The 23,072-nt window shown below is 68.1% G+C and carries 18 protein-coding genes, 3 tRNA genes and 1 pseudogene; 4 read left to right on the top strand and 18 right to left on the bottom strand.

From position 1 onward, the window contains the following. Positions 1 to 39: 39 nt before the first annotated feature. The 10 genes from GCN81_RS22665 to GCN81_RS22620 all read right to left on the bottom strand — a co-directional run bounded on the left by GCN81_RS22665 (position 40) and on the right by GCN81_RS22620 (position 13,425). Complete coding sequence (locus tag GCN81_RS22665; protein ID WP_156726526.1) at positions 40 to 3,939, bottom strand: DNA-directed RNA polymerase subunit beta'; 3,900 nt, start codon at positions 3,937 to 3,939, stop codon at positions 40 to 42. 121 nt (positions 3,940 to 4,060) lie between these two features. After that, positions 4,061 to 7,546, bottom strand: coding sequence for a DNA-directed RNA polymerase subunit beta (rpoB, locus tag GCN81_RS22660; RefSeq protein ID WP_156726498.1), 3,486 nt, complete (start codon positions 7,544 to 7,546; stop codon positions 4,061 to 4,063). Positions 7,547 to 8,096: 550 nt separating this feature from the next. Beyond that, on the bottom strand, positions 8,097 to 8,480 hold the full coding sequence (rplL, locus tag GCN81_RS22655; RefSeq protein WP_156726497.1) for a 50S ribosomal protein L7/L12: 384 nt from the start codon (positions 8,478 to 8,480) through the stop codon (positions 8,097 to 8,099). Between the two features lie 114 nt (positions 8,481 to 8,594). Continuing rightward, positions 8,595 to 9,122: a 50S ribosomal protein L10 gene (rplJ, locus tag GCN81_RS22650; RefSeq protein WP_156726496.1), complete on the bottom strand. Its 528-nt coding sequence runs from the start codon at positions 9,120 to 9,122 to the stop codon at positions 8,595 to 8,597. Positions 9,123 to 9,465: 343 nt separating this feature from the next. Continuing rightward, positions 9,466 to 10,437 carry a LolA-like protein gene (locus GCN81_RS22645; protein ID WP_156726495.1) on the bottom strand — a complete coding sequence of 324 codons (972 nt, stop codon included), beginning with the start codon at positions 10,435 to 10,437 and terminating at the stop codon, positions 9,466 to 9,468. Between the two features lie 135 nt (positions 10,438 to 10,572). Continuing rightward, a complete protein-coding gene (gene rplA / locus GCN81_RS22640) occupies positions 10,573 to 11,295 on the bottom strand; it encodes a 50S ribosomal protein L1 (protein ID WP_156726494.1) in 723 nt (240 codons plus the stop codon). Between the two features lie 80 nt (positions 11,296 to 11,375). Continuing rightward, positions 11,376 to 11,810 carry a 50S ribosomal protein L11 gene (gene rplK, locus GCN81_RS22635; protein ID WP_156726493.1) on the bottom strand — a complete coding sequence of 145 codons (435 nt, stop codon included), beginning with the start codon at positions 11,808 to 11,810 and terminating at the stop codon, positions 11,376 to 11,378. 162 nt (positions 11,811 to 11,972) lie between these two features. Continuing rightward, on the bottom strand, positions 11,973 to 12,884 hold the full coding sequence (nusG, locus tag GCN81_RS22630; RefSeq protein ID WP_156726492.1) for a transcription termination/antitermination protein NusG: 912 nt from the start codon (positions 12,882 to 12,884) through the stop codon (positions 11,973 to 11,975). A gap of 78 nt (positions 12,885 to 12,962) precedes the next feature. Beyond that, a complete protein-coding gene (gene secE, locus GCN81_RS22625) occupies positions 12,963 to 13,244 on the bottom strand; it encodes a preprotein translocase subunit SecE (protein ID WP_156726491.1) in 282 nt (93 codons plus the stop codon). Positions 13,245 to 13,352: 108 nt separating this feature from the next. After that, positions 13,353 to 13,425, bottom strand: a tRNA-Trp gene (locus GCN81_RS22620). A 182-nt stretch (positions 13,426 to 13,607) separates the two neighbouring features. Here GCN81_RS22620 and GCN81_RS22615 point away from each other — a divergent pair. Both GCN81_RS22615 and GCN81_RS22610 read left to right on the top strand, forming a co-directional pair. Beyond that, entirely contained in the window at positions 13,608 to 14,831 is a 1,224-nt protein-coding gene (locus GCN81_RS22615) for a pyridoxal phosphate-dependent aminotransferase (RefSeq protein WP_197287752.1), read from the top strand. 140 nt (positions 14,832 to 14,971) lie between these two features. Continuing rightward, positions 14,972 to 15,991 (top strand): adenosine deaminase, encoded by a 1,020-nt coding sequence (locus tag GCN81_RS22610; RefSeq protein ID WP_156726489.1) that lies wholly within the window; start codon positions 14,972 to 14,974, stop codon positions 15,989 to 15,991. A 36-nt stretch (positions 15,992 to 16,027) separates the two neighbouring features. On the opposite strand, the pseudogene GCN81_RS22605 reads toward GCN81_RS22610, so the two are convergent. From GCN81_RS22605 to GCN81_RS22570, 8 genes and pseudogenes are all read right to left on the bottom strand, one after another. Next, positions 16,028 to 17,101: pseudogene (locus tag GCN81_RS22605) on the bottom strand (UDP-N-acetylmuramate dehydrogenase); the annotation flags it as partial. 52 nt (positions 17,102 to 17,153) lie between these two features. Next, positions 17,154 to 18,581, bottom strand: a complete 1,428-nt coding sequence (locus GCN81_RS22600) for a DHA2 family efflux MFS transporter permease subunit (protein ID WP_156726487.1) — start codon at positions 18,579 to 18,581, stop codon at positions 17,154 to 17,156. Positions 18,582 to 18,691: 110 nt separating this feature from the next. Beyond that, positions 18,692 to 19,243: a TetR/AcrR family transcriptional regulator gene (locus GCN81_RS22595; protein WP_197287751.1), complete on the bottom strand. Its 552-nt coding sequence runs from the start codon at positions 19,241 to 19,243 to the stop codon at positions 18,692 to 18,694. Between the two features lie 97 nt (positions 19,244 to 19,340). Then, positions 19,341 to 19,778 carry a MaoC family dehydratase gene (locus GCN81_RS22590; RefSeq protein WP_156726524.1) on the bottom strand — a complete coding sequence of 146 codons (438 nt, stop codon included), beginning with the start codon at positions 19,776 to 19,778 and terminating at the stop codon, positions 19,341 to 19,343. Between the two features lie 2 nt (positions 19,779 to 19,780). After that, complete coding sequence (locus GCN81_RS22585) at positions 19,781 to 20,236, bottom strand: MaoC family dehydratase N-terminal domain-containing protein (RefSeq protein WP_156726486.1); 456 nt, start codon at positions 20,234 to 20,236, stop codon at positions 19,781 to 19,783. 112 nt (positions 20,237 to 20,348) lie between these two features. After that, a complete protein-coding gene (rpmG, locus tag GCN81_RS22580; RefSeq protein ID WP_156726485.1) occupies positions 20,349 to 20,513 on the bottom strand; it encodes a 50S ribosomal protein L33 in 165 nt (54 codons plus the stop codon). 89 nt (positions 20,514 to 20,602) lie between these two features. Beyond that, positions 20,603 to 20,675: transfer RNA gene (locus tag GCN81_RS22575), tRNA-Met, on the bottom strand. Positions 20,676 to 20,720: 45 nt separating this feature from the next. Then, positions 20,721 to 20,793: transfer RNA gene (locus GCN81_RS22570), tRNA-Thr, on the bottom strand. A gap of 259 nt (positions 20,794 to 21,052) precedes the next feature. Between GCN81_RS22570 and GCN81_RS22565 the strand changes: the two genes are divergently transcribed. Then, positions 21,053 to 22,309 (top strand): amidohydrolase family protein, encoded by a 1,257-nt coding sequence (locus tag GCN81_RS22565; RefSeq protein ID WP_156726484.1) that lies wholly within the window; start codon positions 21,053 to 21,055, stop codon positions 22,307 to 22,309. Positions 22,310 to 22,379: 70 nt separating this feature from the next. Continuing rightward, positions 22,380 to 23,036, top strand: coding sequence for an NAD(P)H-binding protein (locus GCN81_RS22560; protein WP_156726483.1), 657 nt, complete (start codon positions 22,380 to 22,382; stop codon positions 23,034 to 23,036). Positions 23,037 to 23,072 lie beyond the last annotated feature (36 nt).

Here is a 23,072-nt window from a genome sequence, read left to right as displayed (position 1 = left end):
GCCCTGCGGTGTGGTGCTGTCGCCTTCCGGCGCCGCCGCCTACTGGTTGTACGGACCGTAGTCGTAGTCCTCCAGCGGAACGGCCTGGCCGGAGCCGGTACCGAACGGCGAGTAGTCGATGTCGTCGTAGCCGACGGCCGAGTACATCGCGGCCTTGGCCTCCTCGGTGGGCTCCACCCGGATGTTGCGGTAGCGGGACAGGCCCGTACCAGCCGGGATGAGCTTACCGATGATGACGTTCTCCTTGAGGCCGATCAGGGAGTCCGACTTGGCGTTGATCGCCGCGTCGGTCAGAACCCTGGTCGTCTCCTGGAAGGACGCCGCCGACAGCCACGACTCGGTGGCGAGCGAGGCCTTGGTGATACCCATCAGCTGCGGACGGCCGGAGGCCGGGTGGCCGCCTTCCTTGACCACACGACGGTTCTCGGTCTCGAACTTGCCGCGCTCGACCAGCTCGCCCGGCAGCAGCTCCGCGTCGCCGGACTCGATGATCGTCACCCGGCGGAGCATCTGCCGGATGATGATCTCGATGTGCTTGTCGTGGATCGCCACGCCCTGCGAGTTGTAGACCTTCTGGACTTCGCCGACCAGGTGCACCTGGACCGCACGCTGGCCGAGGATGCGCAGCACGTCGTGCGGGTTCTCGGTACCCACGGTGAGCTTCTGGCCCACCTGGACGTGGTCGCCCTCGCCCACCATCAGACGGGAGCGCTTGGAGATCGGGAAGGCGACCTCGTCGCTGCCGTCGTCCGGGGTGACGACGATCTTCTTGGTCTTCTCGGTCTCCTCGATACGGACCCGACCGGCCGACTCCGAGATCGGAGCCATACCCTTCGGCGACCGCGCCTCGAAGAGCTCGACGACACGCGGCAGACCCTGGGTGATGTCGTCACCGGCCACACCACCGGTGTGGAAGGTACGCATCGTGAGCTGGGTGCCGGGCTCACCGATGGACTGGGCGGCGATGATGCCGACCGCCTCACCGATGTCGACCAGCTTGCCGGTGGCCAGCGAGCGGCCGTAGCAGAAGGCACAGGTGCCGACCGCCGACTCACAGGTCAGGACCGAGCGGGTCTTGACCTCCTCGACGCCGTTGGCGACCAGGGCGTCGATCAGGACGTCACCGAGGTCGACGTTGGCCGGTGCGATGACCTTGCCGTCGATGACGACGTCCTCGGCGAGCATCCGCGCGTACACCGACGACTCGACGTTGTCGGCCTTGCGGAGCACACCGTCGGCGCCCTTGCTGGCGATCTTCAGCTTGAGGCCACGGTCGGTGCCGCAGTCCTCTTCGCGAATGATGACGTCCTGCGACACGTCCACCAGACGACGGGTCAGGTAACCCGAGTCGGCGGTACGCAGAGCGGTGTCCGCCAGACCCTTACGGGCACCGTGCGTGGAGATGAAGTACTCCAGCACGGACAGACCCTCGCGGAACGACGCCTTAATCGGCCGCGGAATGGTCTCGTTCTTGGCGTTGGACACCAGACCACGCATACCCGCGATCTGACGCATCTGCATCATGTTTCCTCGAGCACCGGAGTCCACCATCATGAAGATGGGGTTGGTCTTCGGGAAGTTCGCGTTCATGGCCTCGGCGACGTCGTTGGTCGCCCGGGTCCAGATGGTGATCAGTTCGTTGGTGCGCTCGTCCTTGGTGATCAGACCGCGCTCGTACTGCTTCTGGACCTTCTCGTCCTGCGCCTCGTAGCCCGCGACGATCTCCTTCTTCGCCTCGGGAACGACGACGTCGGTGATCGCGACGGTGACACCGGAACGGGTCGCCCAGTGGAAACCGGCCGCCTTCAGGTTGTCCAGCGTCGCCGCCACGATGACCTTGGGGTAGCGCTCGGCCAGATCGTTGACGATCTCGGAGAGCTGCTTCTTGCCCACCGAGTAGTCGACGAACGGGTAGTCCTCGGGCAGCAGCTCGTTGAAGAGCGCGCGGCCCAGGGTCGTACGCAGCCGGAAGCTGTCACCCTGCTGCCACTCGGGCTCGCCCTCTTCACGCGCCGGCGGGGTCCAGCCGCGCGGCGGCATGGTGCCCACCGGGAAGCGGATGTCGATCGGCGCCTGGAGCGTGAGCTCCTTGGCGTCGAAGGCCATGACCGCCTCGGCGGTCGAGGCGAAGGACCGGCCCTCGCCCTTGGTGTCCCGCATCTCTCCGTCCGTGGTGAGGAAGAAGAGACCGAGCACCATGTCCTGGGTGGGCATGGTGACGGGGCGGCCGTCGGCGGGCTTGAGGATGTTGTTCGAGGACAGCATCAGGATGCGGGCCTCGGCCTGCGCCTCCGCGGACAGCGGCAGGTGCACGGCCATCTGGTCACCGTCGAAGTCCGCGTTGAACGCGGTGCAGACGAGCGGGTGGATCTGGATGGCCTTGCCCTCGACCAGCTGCGGCTCGAAGGCCTGGATGCCGAGGCGGTGCAGCGTGGGCGCACGGTTCAGCAGGACCGGGTGCTCGGCGATGACCTCTTCGAGCACGTCGTACACGACCGTGCGGCCGCGCTCGACCATGCGCTTGGCGCTCTTGATGTTCTGCGCGTGGTTCAGGTCGACCAGGCGCTTCATCACGAACGGCTTGAAGAGCTCCAGCGCCATGTACTTCGGCAGACCGCACTGGTGCAGCTTGAGCTGCGGGCCGACGACGATGACGGAACGCGCGGAGTAGTCCACACGCTTACCGAGCAGGTTCTGACGGAAGCGGCCCTGCTTGCCCTTCAGCATGTCGCTGAGGGACTTCAGCGGGCGGTTACCGGGACCGGTGACCGGGCGACCGCGGCGGCCGTTGTCGAACAGCGCGTCGACGGCCTCCTGCAGCATCCGCTTCTCGTTGTTCACGATGATCTCGGGGGCACCGAGGTCAAGGAGACGCTTGAGGCGGTTGTTGCGGTTGATCACACGGCGGTACAGGTCGTTCAGGTCGGAGGTCGCGAAGCGGCCACCGTCCAGCTGCACCATCGGCCGCAGGTCCGGCGGGATGACCGGCACGCAGTCCAGCACCATGCCCTTGGGGCTGTTGCTGGTCTGCAGGAACGCCGAGACGACCTTGAGGCGCTTGAGCGCACGGGTCTTCTTCTGGCCCTTGCCGGTACGGATGATCTCGCGGAGGCGCTCGGCCTCTTCGTCCAGGTCGAAGGACTCCAGGCGCTTCTGCAGCGCCGCGGCACCCATCGAGCCGTCGAAGTACGTGCCGAAGCGGTCACGCAGCTCGCGGTAGAGCAGCTCGTCGCCCTCGAGGTCCTGGACCTTGAGGCTCTTGAACCGGCTCCACACCTCGTCGAGACGGTCGATCTCGCGCTGCGCACGGTCACGCAGCTGCTTCATCTCACGCTCGGCGCCTTCGCGCACCTTGCGGCGCACGTCGGCCTTGGCGCCCTCGGCCTCCAGCTCGGCCAGGTCGGTCTCGAGCTTCTTGGCGCGGGCCTCGAGGTCGGCGTCGCGGCGGTTCTCGATCTGCTGGCGCTCGACGGAGACGTGGGTCTCCAGCGACGGCAGGTCGCGGGTGCGGCGCTCCTCGTCCACGAATGTGATCATGTACGCCGCGAAGTAGATGACCTTCTCGAGGTCCTTCGGGGCGAGGTCGAGCAGGTAGCCAAGGCGCGACGGGACGCCCTTGAAGTACCAGATGTGGGTGACGGGCGCGGCCAGCTCAATGTGGCCCATCCGCTCACGACGCACCTTGGCGCGAGTGACCTCGACGCCGCAGCGCTCGCAGATGATGCCCTTGAAGCGGACACGCTTGTACTTACCGCAGTAGCACTCCCAGTCCCGGGTCGGACCGAAGATCTTCTCGCAGAAGAGTCCGTCCTTCTCGGGCTTGAGGGTGCGGTAGTTGATGGTCTCCGGCTTCTTGACCTCGCCGTGGGACCAGGTTCGGATGTCGTCCGCGGTCGCCAGGCCGATCCGCAGCTCGTCGAAGAAGTTGACGTCGAGCACTGTCGTCAATCCCTCTTTCAGGGTCGTGCCCCTCGCGTGAAGCGATGAATGGGCTCTACATCATGGTCTGTACGGGTCCGGGGCGACCGGGGCTCCCAGCTGGGAGCCCCGGCCAGGCCCGTCAGACCTCTTCGACGCTGCTCGGCTCGCGCCGGGACAGGTCGATACCGAGCTCCTCCGCGGCGCGGAAGACGTCCTCATCCGTGTCGCGCATTTCGATGGACATACCGTCGGACGACAGCACCTCCACGTTCAGGCACAGGGACTGCATCTCCTTGATGAGCACCTTGAAGGACTCGGGGATGCCGGGCTCGGGGATGTTCTCGCCCTTGACGATGGCCTCGTAGACCTTCACGCGGCCGGTGACGTCGTCGGACTTGATGGTCAGCAGCTCCTGGAGGGCGTACGCGGCGCCGTATGCCTCCAGCGCCCACACCTCCATCTCGCCGAACCGCTGGCCACCGAACTGGGCCTTACCACCCAGCGGCTGCTGGGTGATCATCGAGTACGGACCGGTCGACCGAGCGTGCAGCTTGTCGTCGACCAGGTGGTGGAGCTTGAGGATGTACATGTACCCGATCGAGATCGGGTCCGGGAACGGCTCACCCGAACGGCCGTCGAACAGCCGCGCCTTGCCGGACGGCAGCACCATACGGTCGCCGTCGCGGTTGGGCAGGGCGTGCTCGAACAGACCTGTGAGCTCGTCCTCGCGCGCGCCGTCGAAGACCGGGGTCGCGACGTTCGTACGGGTCTCGACGCGGTCGGCGCCGATGGCCTGCAGGCGCTGTGCCCACTGGTCGCTGAGCCCGGAGACGTCCCAGCCCTGGCTGGCGAGCCAGCCGAGGTGGATCTCCAGGACCTGTCCCGGGTTCATTCGGGACGGGACACCCAGCGGGTTGAGGATGATGTCGACCGGGGTGCCGTCCTCCAGGAACGGCATGTCCTCGATCGGCAGGATCTTGGAGATGACGCCCTTGTTGCCGTGACGGCCGGCGAGCTTGTCACCGTCGGTGATCTTGCGCTTCTGCGCGACGTAGACACGAACCAGCTGGTTCACGCCCGGCGGCAGCTCGTCGCCCTCTTCGCGGTCGAAGACGCGGACGCCGATGACCTTGCCGATCTCGCCGTGCGGGACCTTCAGCGAGGTGTCACGGACCTCACGGGCCTTCTCGCCGAAGATCGCGCGGAGCAGACGCTCCTCGGGGGTCAGCTCGGTCTCACCCTTGGGCGTGACCTTGCCGACCAGGATGTCGCCGGCGACGACCTCGGCACCGATCCGGATGATGCCGCGCTCGTCGAGGTCGGCGAGGACCTCTTCGGAGACGTTCGGGATGTCCCGGGTGATCTCCTCCGGGCCCAGCTTGGTGTCACGGGCGTCGACCTCGTGCTCCTCGATGTGGATCGAGGAGAGGACGTCGTCCTGTACGAGGCGCTGCGACAGGATGATCGCGTCCTCGTAGTTGTAGCCCTCCCACGGCATGAACGCCACGAGCAGGTTCTTGCCGAGCGCCATCTCGCCGTCTTCAGTGGCGGGACCGTCGGCGAGGACCTGGCCCTCGATGACCCGGGCGCCCTCGTCGACCAGGACCTTCTGGTTGACGGACGTGCCCTGGTTGGAGCGGGAGAACTTGGCGACGCGGTACGTGGTGTACGTGCCGTCGTCGTTGGCGACGGTGATGTAGTCGGCCGAGACCTCCTGGACGACACCGTCCTTCTCGGCCTTGATCACGTCACCGGCGTCGACCGCGCAGCGGTACTCCATGCCGGTGCCGACGAGCGGGGACTCGGCGGTGATCAGCGGCACGGCCTGGCGCATCATGTTCGCGCCCATCAGGGCGCGGTTGGCGTCGTCGTGCTCGAGGAACGGGATCATCGCGGTGGCGACCGACACCATCTGGCGCGGCGAGACGTCCATGTAGTCGACGTCGTCGCCCGGGATGTAGTCGATCTCGCCGCCACGGCGGCGGACCAGGACGCGGGACTCCTCGAAGCGCATGTCATCGGCGAGCGTGGCGTTGGCCTGCGCGATGACGAAGCGGTCCTCTTCGTCGGCGGTCAGGTAGTCGACGTGGTCGGTGACGACACCGTCGACGACCTTGCGGTACGGCGTCTCGACGAAGCCGAAGGCGTTGACCCGGCCGTACGAGGCGAGCGAACCGATCAGACCGATGTTCGGGCCTTCCGGGGTCTCAATCGGGCACATACGGCCGTAGTGAGACGGGTGCACGTCACGGACCTCGAAGCCGGCCCGCTCACGGGAGAGACCACCCGGGCCAAGCGCCGACAGACGGCGCTTGTGGGTGAGACCCGACAGCGGGTTGTTCTGGTCCATGAACTGCGACAGCTGGCTGGTGCCGAAGAACTCCTTGATGGAGGCGACGACCGGCCGGATGTTGATCAGGGTCTGCGGCGTGATCGCCTCGACGTCCTGGGTCGTCATGCGCTCACGCACGACGCGCTCCATCCGCGCCAGGCCCGTACGGACCTGGTTCTGGATGAGCTCGCCGACGTTCCGCAGACGGCGGTTACCGAAGTGGTCGATGTCGTCGGTCTCGACGACGACCTGGGCGCCGCTGTCGCCGACCGTCTCGGTCTCGCCAGCGTGCAGCTTCACCAGGTACTTGATCGAGGCGAGGATGTCCTCGACAGTCAGGATGCCGGCGTCCAGCGGAGCGTCCGCGCCCAGCTTCTTGTTGACCTTGTAGCGGCCGACCTTCGCGAGGTCGTAGCGCTTGGGGTTGAAGTACAGGTTCTCCAGAAGCGTCTGCGCGGCCTCGCGCGTCGGCGGCTCGCCCGGACGCAGCTTGCGGTAGATGTCGAGCAGCGCGTCGTCCTGGCCCTGGGTGTGGTCCTTCTCCAGGGTGGCGCGCATGGACTCGTACTCGCCGAACTCCTCGAGGATCTGCTCGGTGGTCCAGCCGAGCGCCTTCAGGAGGACGGTGACGGACTGCTTGCGCTTACGGTCGATACGCACACCGACCATGTCGCGCTTGTCGATCTCCATCTCCAGCCAGGCGCCCCGGGACGGGATGATCTTGGCGGAGAAGATGTCCTTGTCGGACGTCTTGTCGATCGAGGAGTCGAAGTAGACACCCGGCGAGCGGACCAGCTGGGACACGACGACACGCTCGGTGCCGTTGATGCAGAAGGTGCCCTTGTTGGTCATGAGCGGGAAGTCGCCCATGAAGACCGTCTGGGACTTGATCTCGCCGGTCTCGTTGTTGGTGAACTCGGCGGTGACGAAGAGCGGTGCGGCGTACGTGAAGTCGCGCTCCTTGCACTCGTCGATGGAGTTCTTCGGAGGCTCGAAGCGGTGGTCGCGGAACGTCAGCGACATCGACCCGGAGAAGTCCTCAATCGGGGAGATCTCCTCGAAGATCTCCTCCAGGCCGGACTTGGTGGGGACGTCTTGTCCACTGTCCAGAGCCGCCTCGACACGAGCCTTCCAGGCGTCATTGCCGAGCAGCCAGTCAAAGCTCTCGGTCTGCAGCGCAAGAAGGTTCGGAACCTCGAGGGGCTCCTTGATTTTTGCAAAGGAGATGCGCAGCGGGGCAGTGCTGGCGCCGTTGTTCGTATTGGAGGTCGAGGCGTTGCGCGAGGCGGCCAAGAGGGGGTCCTTCCGAGGGCTCGGACTCACTACGCGCGTACCGGTCCCGTGTTTGAGCGGTCCAAGAGAAATCCCATGTCAGGGACGTTCAATCAACGGTGCTCAAGCACGGGCATGCCCCTGGTGACGGGCAGGAGGCAGCTAACAGGCAGCGCAAAGGGTCAGTGTAGCCACTTGGCCCACTGATGTCCAGGGCGGGTTTTTGATTCGACCCACGACTCCCTCGGAGGCTTGCTGTTGTCAACGCCTGCGGCAGACCCCTCGCCACAGTGGCGCCATATGCACACTGCCCTGTTCGCCAACGATCCATGCCTCGGATCCGGATCGATGTGACGACGCGTCCTGAGAATTGCGCGCTGCGTGCGGTTCGTCAAGGCCCCCCCGCGCAAACCCGAGCACAACGAAGATCACCATACTCGGCCCAGCCTTCGGCGCAAGGTATCCGTCACGGGAACGCCGAAGGGCGACCACCCACATGGGTGATCGCCCTTGGCATGCTGTCCGTTACACCCGAGGGCGTGCGAGACGAAGAGTCAGCGACTCAGTGAAGTCACTTGACCTCGACGGAGGCGCCGGCGGCCTTGAGGGACTCGGCGGCCTTGTCGGCGACGTCCTTGGCGACCTTCTCGAGGACCGGCTTCGGGGTGCCGTCGACGAGGTCCTTGGCCTCCTTGAGACCCAGCGAGGTCAGCTCACGCACGACCTTGATGACCTGGATCTTCTTGTCGCCGGCGCCGGTCAGGACGACGTCGAACTCGTCCTGCTCGGCCTCGGCCTCGGCGGGGGCACCGGGGACACCGGCGACGGCCACGGCGGCCGGGGCGGCGGCGGTGACGTCGAACTTCTCCTCGAAGGCCTTCACGAACTCGGAGAGCTCGATGAGGGTCATCTCCTCGAACTGGGCGAGCAGGTCGTCCTGGGTGAGCTTCGCCATGATGGCGGTCCTTCCACTAATTCGGCTGGTGCCGGATGTACATGTGTGGCGGGCGTACGTTCGGGCCCGCTTCGACCGACGCCCTAGTGGGCGGCGGTCATGACGCGAGCCGAATTACTCGGCACCGCCCTGCTCGGCCTGCTTGGCACGAAGCGCCTCCGCGGTGCGGACGAACTTCGAGGGAAGCGCCTGGAAGAGCGCGGCAGCCTGCGACTGCTTGCCCTTCATGGCGCCCGCCAGCTTGGCGAGCAGAACCTCGCGGGACTCGAGGTCCGCAAGCTTCTTGATCTCGTCGGCGGACAGCACCTTGCCATCAAGGACACCGCCCTGAATGACGAGAGCGGGGTTCTCCTTGGCGAAGTCACGCAGACCCTTCGCCGCCACGACCGGGTCACCGGTCACGAAGGCGACAGCCGTCGAGCCCTTGAGGTGCTCGTCCAGCTCGACCCCGGCCTCCTTGGCCGCGATCTTGGTCAGCGTGTTCTTCACCACACGGTACTGAGCGTTCTCGCCGAGAGAACGACGGAGCTGCTTGAGCTGCGCCACGGACAGTCCGGTGTAGGACGTCACAACAGTTGCGTTCGATGCACGGAGCTTCTCCGTGATCTCGGCAACGGCTGCGACCTTGTCGGACGTCGCCATGAGCCTCGGCCTCCTTCCGGGGTGATGATCCTCGACTGACCTTTCGATCAGCCGCGTTCGCCGGACCGCCTGCATCAGGCACATGAAGAAGGGGGCTCTACAAGACGAAACGCCCCGGCGCAGGCGCACGGGGCGTGGCTCGACCGGACGAACCGACCGGGAGCAACTCCACAGACACCTACGCGGGCCGTCCGCAGTTCAGCGGATTCCTTCGGCCACCGCACCCACGAAGTGGGCACAGCGACGACCAGCGGTCTTTGGCTTCTGGGGAAGAATACGCGAAGGCCTACGCGCCGAGCAAATCGGGCGAGGCGCGACGCCCGGCAGCCGTCAGCGGCTCTCCTCAGACGTCGCCGTCGGGCCCACCAAGGCCGCCGTCGGACCCGCCAAGGCCGCCCTCGCCGCCCGCGTCCTCGCCTATCTCCTTCAGCTTCTTGAAGAGGTCTACGGTGTCGCTGGCGGGCGGAGTCTTCACCGTGGCGCCGGTGCCGTAGTCGGAGTACTTCGCCGTGATGGAGACGGTGCCCTCGGGGCTTTCCATGCCGACGTCCATCCGGACCGGGTACCCGTCCTCGTTCACCCAGACCTCGGTGTCGTACCCCTCGATGCCTGCCTCCTCGATCGTGTCGAGGAGTTCCTTCCGCTCCTTCTTGTCCAGCATCCCGAGGGAGTCGTTGCTCTCCATCATCTCCGAGACGGTGAGCGTGCCCTTGTAGTGCTGGGTCTGAACGCCGTCGACCTTCTGCGGGCCGACGTGCTTGAGGTTGGGCGACTCAAGCAGCATCGCCAGCTGCTGTGCCGGGTCCTGGTTCATGTCGTCCAGGCCGTTGGTCATCTGCTTCGTGAGGTCTTCGTCGCCGGACTCCTTGGCCATGGCGGCCAGGTCCAGCTTCATCCAGCGCTTGCCGTCCATGTCCGCGCTGGCGGCCTCGCCCATGTCCATGTACATGACGTTGTCCCGCCAGAGCATCCGGATCTGGTCCGGGGCCTCCGGTGCGGACTCCAGGGCCGAGCCCGTCATCGTGACGTCCATGACGGTCGGGTCCCAGCCCATGACGCCAGAGAGCTTCATCTCGCCGCCGCCCTCGATGCCATCCGGCATCTCGACCGACAAGTCGATCTTGGCGGACTTGGCGCCCGCGGTCTTCTCGTACGCGGCCGTGAGGACCTCCGTCGCCGTCGAACGCGACTGGTTCTCCTCGGCCCACTTCCCCGCGACTCCGTCGGCGCTGTCACTGCCGCAGCCCGCGACGCCCACCATGGCCGCCGAAGCCACCAGTGCCACTCCGGCCCGCCGGTATGCGTGTAGCCCCATGATTCCCACCCCTGTGTGATGTTGTTCCTTCTGGACGCTATCGCATGGGTCCGACATCGCGAACCGAAAAAAGCCGGGCCCCGCACCCCTCGAAGGAGGTGCGGGGCCCGGCCACGCTTCAGCGCGCCGTCAGTGTCAGACGGCGGCCGGGTCCTCCTCGACGAGGAGGTTCCGGGTGCGGTTCGAGTCCAGCGGAATGCCGGGGCCCATCGTGGTGGCGATGGCGGCCTTCTTGATGTAGCGGCCCTTGGCTGCGGACGGCTTCAGGCGCAGGATCTCCTCCAGCGCGGCGCCGTAGTTCTCCACCAGCTGGGTGTCGTCGAAGGACACCTTGCCGATGATGAAGTGCAGGTTCGAGTGCTTGTCGACGCGGAACTCGATCTTGCCGCCCTTGATGTCGTTGACAGCCTTGACGACATCGGGGGTGACGGTGCCGGTCTTCGGGTTCGGCATCAGACCACGCGGGCCGAGGACGCGGCCGAGGCGGCCGACCTTGCCCATGAGGTCCGGGGTGGCGACGACGGCGTCGAAGTCCAGACGGCCCTTCGACACCTCGTCGATGAGCTCGTCGGAGCCGACGATGTCGGCGCCCGCGGCGAGCGCGGCCTCGGCACGGTCACCGGTCGCGAAGACCAGGACCCGGGCGGTCTTACCGGTGCCGTGCGGGAGGTTCACGGTGCCACGGACCATCTGGTCGGCCTTGCGCGGGTCAACGCCCAGACGCATGGCGACCTCGACGGTGCCGTCGAACTTGGTGGAGGAGGTCTCCTTGGCGAGACGGACGGCCTCGAGCGGGGCGTAGAGCTTGTCCCGGTCGATCTTCGCGTCCGCAGCGCGGAGAGTCTTGCTGCGCTTCACTGCTACTCCTGGAGTTCAGGGATGGAGTTGTGGTACGGGCCAGCGCTGGCCCTGCCACAGGGGTTACGACGGGGTGGGTGTCAGCCCTCGACCGTGATGCCCATGGAACGGGCGGTACCCGCGATGATCTTGGACGCGGCGTCCAGGTCGTTCGCGTTGAGGTCTTCCATCTTGGTCTGCGCGATCTCGCGGATCTGCGCCTCGGTGACCTTGGCGACCTTGGTCTTGTGGGGCTCGCCGGAGCCCTTCTCGACACCCGCGGCCTTGAGGATCATCTTCGCGGCCGGCGGAGTCTTGGTGATGAAGGTGAAGGAGCGGTCCTCGTAGACCGTGATCTCCACCGGCACGACCCAACCGCGCTGCGACTCGGTCGCGGCGTTGTAGGCCTTGCAGAACTCCATGATGTTGACGCCGTGCTGGCCCAGCGCGGGGCCGACCGGCGGAGCCGGGTTGGCCGCACCGGCCTGGATCTGGAGCTTGATAAGCCCCGTGACCTTCTTCTTCTTGGGAGGCATTGCTCTCTCCGGGTCCTAGTGAGAGTGTTCCGCCGCCGTCCGGTCATCCGGATGGAGGCATACCGCACAACGATAACGGGTATCTCTGCGCAGCTAAAAACCGAGCAGGTCAGACCGGCTTTGGCAGCCCGTCTGACCTGGTCGGAAGCGGTGTTCCAGAAGTCAGTTCTTCTGGATCTGGTCGAAGCTCAGCTCGACCGGGGTCTCGCGGCCGAAGATCTCGACGAGGCCCTTGACCTTCTTCGAGTCGGCGTTGATCTCGTTGATGGTCGCCTGCAGCGTCGCGAACGGTCCGTCGGTGACGGTGACCGCGTCGCCGACCTCGAAGTCCAGCACCTGGACCTCGACCTTGCGGTGCGGCGCCGGCTTGCCCTCGGCCTCGGCGGCCTCACGGGCGGCCTTCTCCTCGGCCTCCGGGGCGAGCATCTTGACGATCTCGTCGAGGGTCAGCGGGTACGGGTCGTAGGCGTTGCCCACGAAGCCGGTGACGCCGGGAGTGTTGCGGACGACGCCCCAGGACTCGTTCGTCAGGTCCATGCGCACCAGCACGTAGCCGGGGAGCTTGTTCTGACGGACCGTCTTGCGCTCGCCGTTCTTGATCTGGGCGACTTCTTCCTGCGGCACCTCGGCCTGGAAGATGAAGTCCTCGACGTTGAGCGAGACGGCGCGCTGCTCGAGGTTGGTCTTCACGCGGTTCTCGTAACCGGCGTAGGTGTGGATGACGTACCACTCACCGGGGAGGGTGCGGAGCTCTTCGCGCAGGGCCGCGATCGGGTCGACCGGCTCGGCGGGCTCGACTGCCTCGTCCTCGACTGCCTTCTCCTCGGCCGCCTCGTCCTCGGCTGCTTCGGCCTGGGGCGCCTCGGTGGCGTCCTCGGCGTCCGCGACGCTCTCGGACTCACCCTCGACGTGCAGGGCGGCCTTCTCCGCGGGCACGCCCGCGGCGGCGTCGGCAGCCTCGGCCTGGTCCGGGTCCACGGAATCCGCCGCCTCGACGATGCCGACCTGGTCCGCTACGGACTGGGCAGCGTCCCCGCGAGGCTCAGCGGCGTCATTCACGTTCGGGTCAGACACTGTGGCTGCTTCTTCCTGGATACCTATGGGTGGAACGCGCGAAGAGGGGCACCGGAGACGGCGCCCTTCGCTCGCCTTCTAGCCGAAGACGTACTTGACGGCTTCCGCGAAGCCGAAGTCAACCGTCATCACGAACGCGATCATGACGACTACGAAGATAATGACCACTGTGGTGTAAGTGGTGAGCTGATGGCGAGTCGGCCAGACGACCTTGCGGAGCTCCGCAACGATCTGTCGATAGAAGAGCGCGAAGCGACCGAACAGGCCCTTCTTGGCGCGCTTGCCGCCCTTGCGGCCCTTCTTCTTGTCTGCCTCATCCGGAGCATCAGGCATGTCGATGGAGCCCACGGCGTCCGTCACTCGTCCTCACCTGATTCCGGGTCGTGGCCGTGCCGCGCCCGGTTGAGCCGCACGGCTGTGCATTGCAGTACGTACATGCGCACACATCCTGGCGAAAGGCGTGTGTAGCAGGGCCGGAGGGACTTGAACCCCCAACCGCTGGTTTTGGAGACCAGTGCTCTACCAATTGAGCTACGACCCTTTGATTTCCCCCAACGTACCGCATCCGCCCAAGTGCACGGAGTGCGCGTGGTGAGTGCGGCCGGTGAGGGCCAACGAGTGAAGAGTGTACGTGGTCCGCGCCTCGGCGTCGAACAGCTTCCGCGCCACCCGCCGATGAATCCCGAGTGCCACGGGTCTTTCCGGTCTGGAACGATGGGGTCCATGAGCGCTGCAACTCCTCCGACCGACCGCCGGGTCTCCGCCCGCATCGGTGCGATCTCCGAGTCCGCCACCCTCGCCGTCGACGCCAAGGCCAAGGCTCTCAAGGCCGCCGGGCGCCCGGTGATCGGCTTCGGCGCGGGCGAGCCTGACTTCCCCACGCCGGACTACATCGTCGAGGCCGCCATCGAGGCCTGCCGCAACCCGAAGTACCACCGCTACACGCCGGCCGGCGGGCTCCCCGAGCTCAAGGCCGCCATCGCCGCGAAGACGCTGCGCGACTCCGGCTACGAGGTCGAGGCCGCCAACGTCCTGGTCACCAACGGTGGCAAGCAGGCGATCTACGAGGCCTTCGCCACGATCCTGGACCCGGGCGACGAGGTCATCGTCCCGACCCCGTACTGGACCACCTACCCCGAGTCGATCCAGCTCGCGGGCGGCGTCCCGGTGTTCGTGACCGCGGACGAGACGACCGGCTACCGCGTCTCCGTCGAGCAGCTCGAGGCCGCCGTCACGGCGAACACCAAGGTCCTGCTGTTCGTCTCGCCGTCCAACCCGACCGGCGCCGTCTACTCGCGCGCCCAGGTCGAGGAGATCGGCCGCTGGGCCGCCGAGAAGGGCCTGTGGGTCCTGACCGACGAGATCTACGAGCACCTCGTGTACGGCGACGCGGAGTTCGCCTCGCTCCCGGTGGTCGTCCCCGAGCTGCGCGACAAGTGCATCATCGTGAACGGCGTGGCCAAGACGTACGCGATGACCGGCTGGCGGGTGGGCTGGGTGGTCGGCCCCAAGGACGTCGTGAAGGCCGCGACCAACCTCCAGTCGCACGCCACCTCCAACGTGTCGAACGTGGCCCAGGCCGCGGCCATCGCGGCCGTCTCCGGAGACCTGACCGCCGTGGCCGAGATGCGTACGGCCTTCGACCGGCGCCGCCAGACCATGGTGCGGATGCTGAACGAGATCGACGGCGTGTTCTGCCCGGAGCCCGAGGGCGCCTTCTACGCCTACCCCTCGGTGAAGGGCCTGCTCGGCAAGGAGATCCGCGGCAAGCGCCCCGCCACGTCGGTGGAGCTGGCCGCGCTGATCCTGGACGAGGTCGAGGTCGCGGTGGTCCCGGGCGAGGCCTTCGGTACGCCCGGCTACCTGCGGCTTTCGTACGCCCTGGGTGACGAGGACCTCGTCGAGGGTGTCTCGCGGGTGCAGAAGCTGCTGGCCGAAGCGCGCTGACTGCCCCCCTGACCGCGCCTTTGGCGCACCTTTCGTGCGGGTCCCCGGCTTCGGCCGGGGACCCGTTTGTTCGTTCGGGCCGGTCCCTCGTGGGAGAAAGCGGCTACCCGGACGGCGGTTTCGTACGGCAAGATCTGCGAATGGCGCACGTACGTGATCTGACCCAGCTGCCCAAGGCCCATCTGCACCTGCACTTCACCGGGTCGATGCGGCCCTCGACCCTGCTGGAGCTCGCCGACAAATACGGCGTCCATCTGCCTGACGCGCTGACCAGCGGTGAGCCGCCGCAGCTGCGGGCGACCGACGAGCGCGGCTGGTTCCGCTTCCAGCGGCTGTACGACATGGCCCGCTCCTGTCTGCGGCAGCCGGAGGACATCCAGCGGCTGGTGCGGGAGGCCGCGCAGGAGGATCTCGCGGACGGCTCGGGCTGGCTGGAGATCCAGGTCGATCCGACGTCGTACGCACCGCGGCTCGGTGGGCTGATTCCGGCGCTGGAGATCATCCTGGACGCGGTCGATGCGGCGTCCCGGGAGACCGGGCTCGGGATACGGGTGCTGGTGGCGGCGAACCGCATGAAGCACCCGCTGGACGCGCGGACGCTGGCGCGGCTCGCGGTGCGGTACGCGGACCGCGGGATCGTCGGCTTCGGGCTCTCCAACGACGAGCGGCGCGGCCTGGCCAGGGACTTCGACCGGGCCTTCGCGATCGCCCGCGAGGGCGGGCTGCTCGCGGCCCCGCACGGCGGCGAGCTCACCGGGCCCGCGTCGGTGCGGGACTGCCTGGACGACCTGGACGCGTCACGGATCGGGCACGGCGTACGGGCCGCCGAGGACCCCCGGCTGCTGCGGCGGCTGGCGGAGCGCGGCGTGACCTGCGAGGTCTGCCCGGCGTCGAACGTCGCCCTCGGGGTCTACGAGAAGCCCGAGGACGTACCGCTGCGCACGCTGTACGACGCCGGGGTGCCGATGGCGCTGGGCGCCGACGACCCGCTGCTCTTCGGGTCACGGCTGGCCGCGCAGTACGAGATCGCGCGCACCCGGCACGGCTTCGACGACGCCGAGCTCGCGGAGCTGGCACGGCAGTCGGTACGGGGCTCGGCCGCGCCCGTGGACGTACAGCAGAAGCTGCTGTACGGGATCGATGCCTGGCTGGCGGACTGAGGGCGCTAGGTGCTAGCCCGCCAGGCGCCAGGCGGGCTACAGGGCGACTCCGATGGTCACCGGTTCGTTGACGAGGGTGACGCCGAAGGCGTCCCGTACGCCGGTGACGACCTCGCGGGCGAGCGCGAGCAGGTCTTCGGTGGTGGCCTCGCCGCGGTTGGTGAGGGCCAGAGTGTGCTTGGTGGAGATCCTGGCCGGGCCCGTGCCGTAGCCCTTGGTGAACCCGGCCTTGTCGATCAGCCACGCCGCGGAGGTCTTGGTGCGGCCCTCGCCCGCCGGGTACGCGGGCGGGGTGACATCCGGGCCGAGACGCGTCGCTACGCGCGCGTGGAAGGCGGCCAGCTCATCGGCGTCGAGGATCGGGTTGGTGAAGAACGACCCGGCCGACCAGGTGTCGTGGTCCTCGGGGTCGAGCACCATGCCTTTCCCCGAGCGCAGCTTCAGTACCGTCTCGCGCGCAGTGGCCAGAGGGACACGATCGCCCGCCCCGACGCCGAGGACGCGAGCCGTCTCCGGGTACTTCAGGGGCGCGCTCAGGCCGTCGGCGTCCTCCAGCTCGAAGCGGACGCGGAGGACGACATAGCGGCTGGGGTCGGCCTTGAAGCGGCTGTGGCGGTACGCGAAGGCGCACTCGGCGTTCGTCAGGGTGACCGTCTGGTCGGTCCTGCGGTCGTAGGCGACCACCTCGGTGATGACCGAGGAGACCTCCTGGCCGTACGCGCCGACGTTCTGGATCGGCGTGGCCCCGGCGGAGCCGGGGATCCCGGCGAGGCACTCGATGCCCGCGAGGCCCGCGTCGACGGTGCGGGCGACGGCGTCGGTCCACACCTCACCGGCCGCCAGCTCCAGCCGCGTGCCGTCGAGCGTGAAGCCGGTGGTGGCGATCCGCAGTGCGGTTCCGGCGAAGCCCTGGTCGCCGATGACCAGGTTGCTGCCACCGCCGATGACCAGCAGTTCGGTCCCCGCGGCGTCCGCCTCGCGGACGGCGGCGACCACCTCGGCGTCGGTCGTCGCGGTGATCAGTCGGGTCGCGGGGCCACCGAGGCGGAAGGTGGTCAGCGGGGCGAGGGGGGCGTCGTGGAGTTCCTGCACGGGCTCAAGGGTACGAGAACGGCCCCGCGGGTCAGGGCGGGGCCGTTACCGGGGCGCGCGGACGGGCGGTTCAGGCGGGTACCTTCGTGCGCTCATCGGGGCGCGCGACCGCCGCGGGCGCCTGCTCCCGGGACGGGATGAGCAGCGCCACCAGGGCCGCCACCCCGACGGTCGCCGCGCCCAGCCACAGCGCGGGCGCCAGCCCGTCCACGAAGTGCCGCGGCGGCCCATAGCCGCCCCGCGCCGAGAAGACCGCGGCGAGGACCGCGATGCCGAGCGCGCCGCCCAGTTCCCGCAGGGCGTTGCTCGCGCCGGAGGCCATGCCCTGCTCGGCTTCGCTGACGGTGCTCATGACGACGTTGGCGGCCGGGGCGAAGTACAGCGCCATCCCGATGCCGCTGACGATGAGCGCGGGCAGCTGTGCCGCGTACGAGACGTCGACGGCGACCACCGCCGCGTACAGCCCGAGGCCGATGGCCTGGAGTGCGAGGCCGGTCACGACGATCGGGCGGCCGCCGACGCGGTCCGAGAGCGCGCCCGCGATCGGGGCGACGAGCAGCGGCATCGCGGTCCAGGGCAGCATCCGGACGCCCGTGTCCATCGGCGAGTAGCCGCCGACGTTCTGCAGGAACTGGCTGAGCAGAAAGATCGAGCCGAACATGCCGAGGAACATCAGCAGGCTGGCGGTGTTGATCGCGGCGAAGCCACGGTTACGGAAGAGCCGCATGGGAAGCAGCGGGGCCTGGTGGTGGATGCCGTGGTGGATGAAGCCGCCCAGCAGCGCGCTGCCCACGATCAGGCCGGTCAGTACGGGTGTGCTGGTCCAGCCGTCGGCGTTGCCGCGGATGACGGCGTAGACGATGCCGAAGAGTCCGGCGCTGGCGAGGGCGGTACCGGGGATGTCCAGGCGGGCGTTCGGTCCGTAGGACTCGGGGAGGCGGAGCCGGATGAGGGGCAGTAGCGCGAGGCCGATGGGCACGTTGAGCCAGAAGATCCACTGCCAGGAGAGGTGCTCGGTGACGGCGCCCCCGACCAGCGGCCCGAAAGCGACGGCGAGGCCCTGGACCGCGCCCCAGATGCCCAGGGCCATGCCGCGCTTGGCGGCGGGGACGGCCGCGGTGAGCAGCGTCAGGGTGAGCGGCATCAGGATCGCCCCGCCGACGCCCTGGAGGGCGCGGGCCGCGATGAGGCCGCCGATGCCGGAGACGAGGGCGGCGGCGGCTGAGGCGACGGTGAAGACGGTGAGGCCGACCATCAGCATCCTGCGGCGGCCGAAGCGGTCGCCGAGTGCGGCGCCGAGCATCAGCAGGACCGCGAAGGTGAGGGTGTAACCGCTGACGGTCCACTCCAGGTCTTCCAGGCTGCCGCCGAGGTCCTCGCGGATCGACGGCAGGGCCGTGACGACGACCAGGTTGTCGAGAGCCCCCATGAAGCTGGCGGCGCTGGTGATGACGAGCGCCCAGGTGATGCTGACGCGCTGTGGCGTTCGCTGTTTCATGACTCCCCCTGATTCCATGACTCCCCCTACAAACAATTAGTTATTGATCACTAACTTTCCTGGACAGGAAAGCGCCGCCCGCCCCACAGGGCCCGTACCCGTACCCCCACCTACTCCGAGGACGGCAACCCGGCGAAGCCGGACCACACCCGGTGCTCCGGCGGGAAGCCCAGCGAGACCAGGGTGTTGATGAGCATCCCGTAGGCGAGGAAGGACGTGGTCTCCTCGGTGTCCGCCCCCAGGAGCAGATGCGAGGAATCCCACAGCTCAAGCCAGGCCGCGCGGACCCCTTCGCCGAACTCACGGTCCCCGGCAGCCTCGGCCGAGGCCACCGCGACGAAGATCTGCATCTGCATCAGCAGCGCGTCGGGGTCAGCGAGCAGCTTCTGGTACGCGTCGGCCATGGCCGTATGGACTTCCTCGGGCGGCACGTCGCGCGCCGCGTCCGCCATCACCCGGCGGATGTCCTCCAGGCATCGGGTCGCGGCGGCGAGGAACAGCTCCTGCTTGTTCTTGAAGAGCCGGAAGAGGTACGGCTGCGAGACGCCGACACGCTTGGCGATCACCTCCGTGGAGGTTCCCTTGTAGCCACCGCGCGCGAACTCGGTGATCGCCGCGCGGATGACGTTCTCGCGCCGCTCTTCCGCTGTCATCCTGACCATGTGACCAAGTTAGTGACCAATCACTAACAGAGTCAAGGGGAGTAAGGGGCACCCGCAATGGCGAGCGCCCCTTACACACCTCACGCGTAGCCGGATGTCAGGCCAGCCGTACGACCGCCCGAGCCATCCCCAGAACCTTCTGCCCCGCGCTCATCGCGGTCAGGTCAACCCGCACCCGGTTGTCGTCCAGCTTGGCCGCGACCTTGCCGCTGACCTCGATGACCGCCCCCTGGTCGTCGTTGGGGACCACGACCGGCCTGGTGAAGCGGACGCCGTACTCGGCCACCGCGCCCGGGTCGCCCACCCAGTCCGTCACCACGCGGGCCGCCTCGGCCATGGTGAACATGCCGTGCGCGATGACGTCCGGTAGGCCGACCTCACGCGCGAACTTCTCGTTCCAGTGGATCGGGTTGAAGTCGCCGGAGGCACCCGCGTACCGCACCAGCGTGGCACGGGTCACGGGGAAGGTCTGCGGCGGCAGCTCGGTGCCGACCTCGACGTCCTCGTACGAGATCTTCACCGACGAACTCGTCATCGTCATGCCTCCTCCTCCGCCGCGCGTGCCACCAGCTTGGTGAAGGCGGTCACGACGTGCTCGCCCGCCTCGTCGTGGACCTCACCGCGGATGTCCAGGATGTCGTTGCCCGCCATGGACTTGATCGCCTCGATGGTCGAGGTGACCGTCAGCCGGTCCCCGGCACGCACCGGGCGGGTGTACGCGAACTTCTGGTCGCCGTGCACCACCCGGCTGTAGTCCAGGCCGAGCTGCGGGTCCTGGATGACCTGACCGGCCGCCTTGAAGGTGATCGCGAAGACGAAAGTCGGCGGGGCGATCACATCCACATGACCGAGCGCCTTGGCCGCTTCCGGGTCCGTATAGGCGGGGTTGGTATCGCCCACCGACTCGGCGAATTCGCGGATCTTCTCCCGGCCGACCTCATAGGGGTCGGTGGGCGGGTAGGTCCGTCCAACGAAGGACTGGTCGAGCGCCATGGGCTCGGCACCTCCTGCAACAGAGTCGATGTCCAACAGAGTGGATCAGAGTCGAGACAAACGACGCGAGGCCGCCCCCCGCAAAGGGGACGGCCTCGTGTACGAGCCTGTTCTAGCGCGTTTCGCGGTGCGCGCGGTGCGCGTTGCAACGCGGGCAGTGCTTCTTCATCTCAAGACGGTCCGGGTTGTTACGCCGGTTCTTCTTGGTGATGTAGTTCCGCTCCTTGCACTCCACGCAGGCCAGCGTGATCTTCGGGCGGACGTCGGTGGCAGCCACGTGAGTGCTCCTTGGACGGACAGATGATCGGATGAACGCAGACTAGAGTAGCCGATCGGAGGACCGACCCCACAATCGGCTACTGTTCGTAGCGGTGACCGGACTTGAACCGGTGACACAGCGATTATGAGCCGCTTGCTCTACCGACTGAGCTACACCGCTTTGACGCGAGCCCCCTCACCCGAAGGCGAGGGTGCCGCACATCAGAGCCCCAATACGGAATCGAACCGTAGACCTTCTCCTTACCATGGAGACGCTCTACCGACTGAGCTATTGGGGCGAGCGATGAAGACATTACACGGTGGGCTGCCGATCGCCCAAATCCGTTTCGATGCGGCAACCTCCCCCGCCTCTCCCGTCTCCCCCGCCTCAGACGCCGCACGTCGGCATGGCTACCGGCATGACTACCGACGTGACTACCGGTATGACTATTCGGGCTCCTCCCCGAACCTCCTCGAAGCCGACCGCCGCGCGTCCTAGGCTCGCGTCAGCTGCGTGATCTTGCCGTGGCTGCCCTGATCTCCACCTCCAGGAGCGCGATGCCCGACAGTCAGCCGCAGCCGCCGCGCCGTGACGAGGCCACCGACGACACCACCTCACTGCTGCTCTGCGGCGCCCGGCTCACCGACGGCAGGACCGTGGACGTGCGGCTCGGGGGCGGGCGCATCGAAGCGGTCGGGACCGCGGGCAGCCTCACCCCCACCGCGCACGCCGCGCGGGTGGACCTCGACGGCTATCTGCTGCTGCCCGCTCCCGCGGAGCCGCACGCGCACGGCGACACGGTGCTCTCCGCGGACACCGAGGGCCCGGTCTCGTACGAGACGCCGGACGTCCAGCGGCGTACCACCGAAGGCGCGCTGCTGCAGCTCGGGCACGGCGCCACGGCGCAGCGCTCGCACGTCCGGATCGGTGATGTGGCGGGCCTCGGCGCGCTGGAGGCGGTGCTCCAGGCGCGCCGGTCGCTGCGCGGGCTCGCCGATCTGACGGCCGTGGCGATGCCCCGGCTGCTCACCGGGACCGCGGGGGCCGACGGTCTGGCGATGCTGCGGGACGCGGTCAAGATGGGCGCTGGTGTGGTGGGCGGCTGCCCCGACCTCGACCCCGACCCGACCGGGTACGTGGAAGCCGTCCTGGAACTCGCGGCCGAGCACGGCTGCCCGGTCGACCTGCACACGGACGGCGGGGATCCGGCCCGGCTGGCGCGGCTCGCGGCGATGGCGGGCGGACTTCGGCCCGGCGTGACGGTCGGCCCGTGCGGCGGGCTCGGCAGGGCGCCGGCCGAGGTGGCGTCCCGTACCGCCGAGGCACTCGCCGCGGCCGGGGTGTCGGTGGCCTGCCTGCCGCAGGGCGACTGCGGGGCGCTGGGCCGGCGCGGCACGGCGGCGGCGCCCGTACGGCTGCTGCGAGCCGCTGGGGTGCGGGTGGCCGCGGGGAGCGGGGCGCTGCGGGACGGGGCGAACCCGGTGGGGCGCGGGGACCCGCTGGAGGCCGCGTATCTGCTGGCCACCCAGCACGGGCTGGTGCCCGATGAGGCGTACGACGCGGTCAGCGCGGCGGCGCGGGAGACGCTGGGGCTGCCCGAGGTGCGGGTGGAGGCCGGTTTCCCGGCCGAACTCCTCGCCGTACGGGGCGATCGCCTCGCGGGGGCGCTGTCGCTCGCGTACAGCCGGATCGTGGTGCACCGGGGGCGGGTGGTGGCGCGGACCAGCGCGGTCCGCGAGTACTGCGACTCGGCGGTCGCGGTGGCGCTCGATCTGCCCCGGCAGGGCCGCTCGAAGGGCCCGGGACCCTCGTGAACCACGTCGCGGGGAGGGCGCGTTCGGTGTTGCGCGGCGCGGGCGCCCGGCGCGGCGTACGGTCGGAGGCATGCGCATTGTCATCGCAGGCGGACACGGACAGATCGCGCTGCGCCTTGAGCGACTGCTCAGCGCGCGCGGCTACGAGGTCGCGGGCCTGATCCGCGACCTCGACCAGGGCGACGACCTACGGGAAGCGGGTGCGGAACCCGTCCTGTGCGACCTGGAATCGGCCTCGGTCGAGGAGGTCGCGGCCCACCTCCAGGGCGCCGCCGCGGCGGTCTTCGCGGCTGGTGCGGGGCCCGGCAGCGGCGCCGGGCGCAAGGACTCCGTGGACCGGGCGGCCGCGGTCCTCTTCGCCGAGGCCGCGGAGCGCGCCGGGGCCCGCCGGTACATCGCGGTCTCCGCGATGCGTGCCGACCCGTCCCACGAGGGCGACGAGGTCTTCGACGCCTATCTGCGCGCCAAGGGCGAGGCGGACGCCTACGTACGCACGCGCAAGGGTCTGGACTGGACGATCCTGCGCCCCGGCTTGCTGACCAACGACGCCCCCACCGGCCTGGTGCGCCTGGAGGCTTCCACCGGCCGAGGGCCGATCCCGCGCGACGACGTGGCGGCGGTGATCGCCGAACTGGTGGAGTCCCCGGCGACGGCGGGCCTGACCTTGGAGCTGATCAGCGGCACGATCCCGATCGCGGTCGCGGTGAAGGACGTCGCGGGCAACTGAGCGCGACTCAACTCGGTGAAGAATCAGTGCTGTTGG

It is taken from the genome of Streptomyces apocyni (assembly GCF_009739465.1).
Classification (GTDB): Bacteria; Actinomycetota; Actinomycetes; order Streptomycetales; family Streptomycetaceae; genus Streptomyces; species Streptomyces apocyni.
This window is presented reverse-complemented; position numbering and strand designations above follow the sequence as displayed.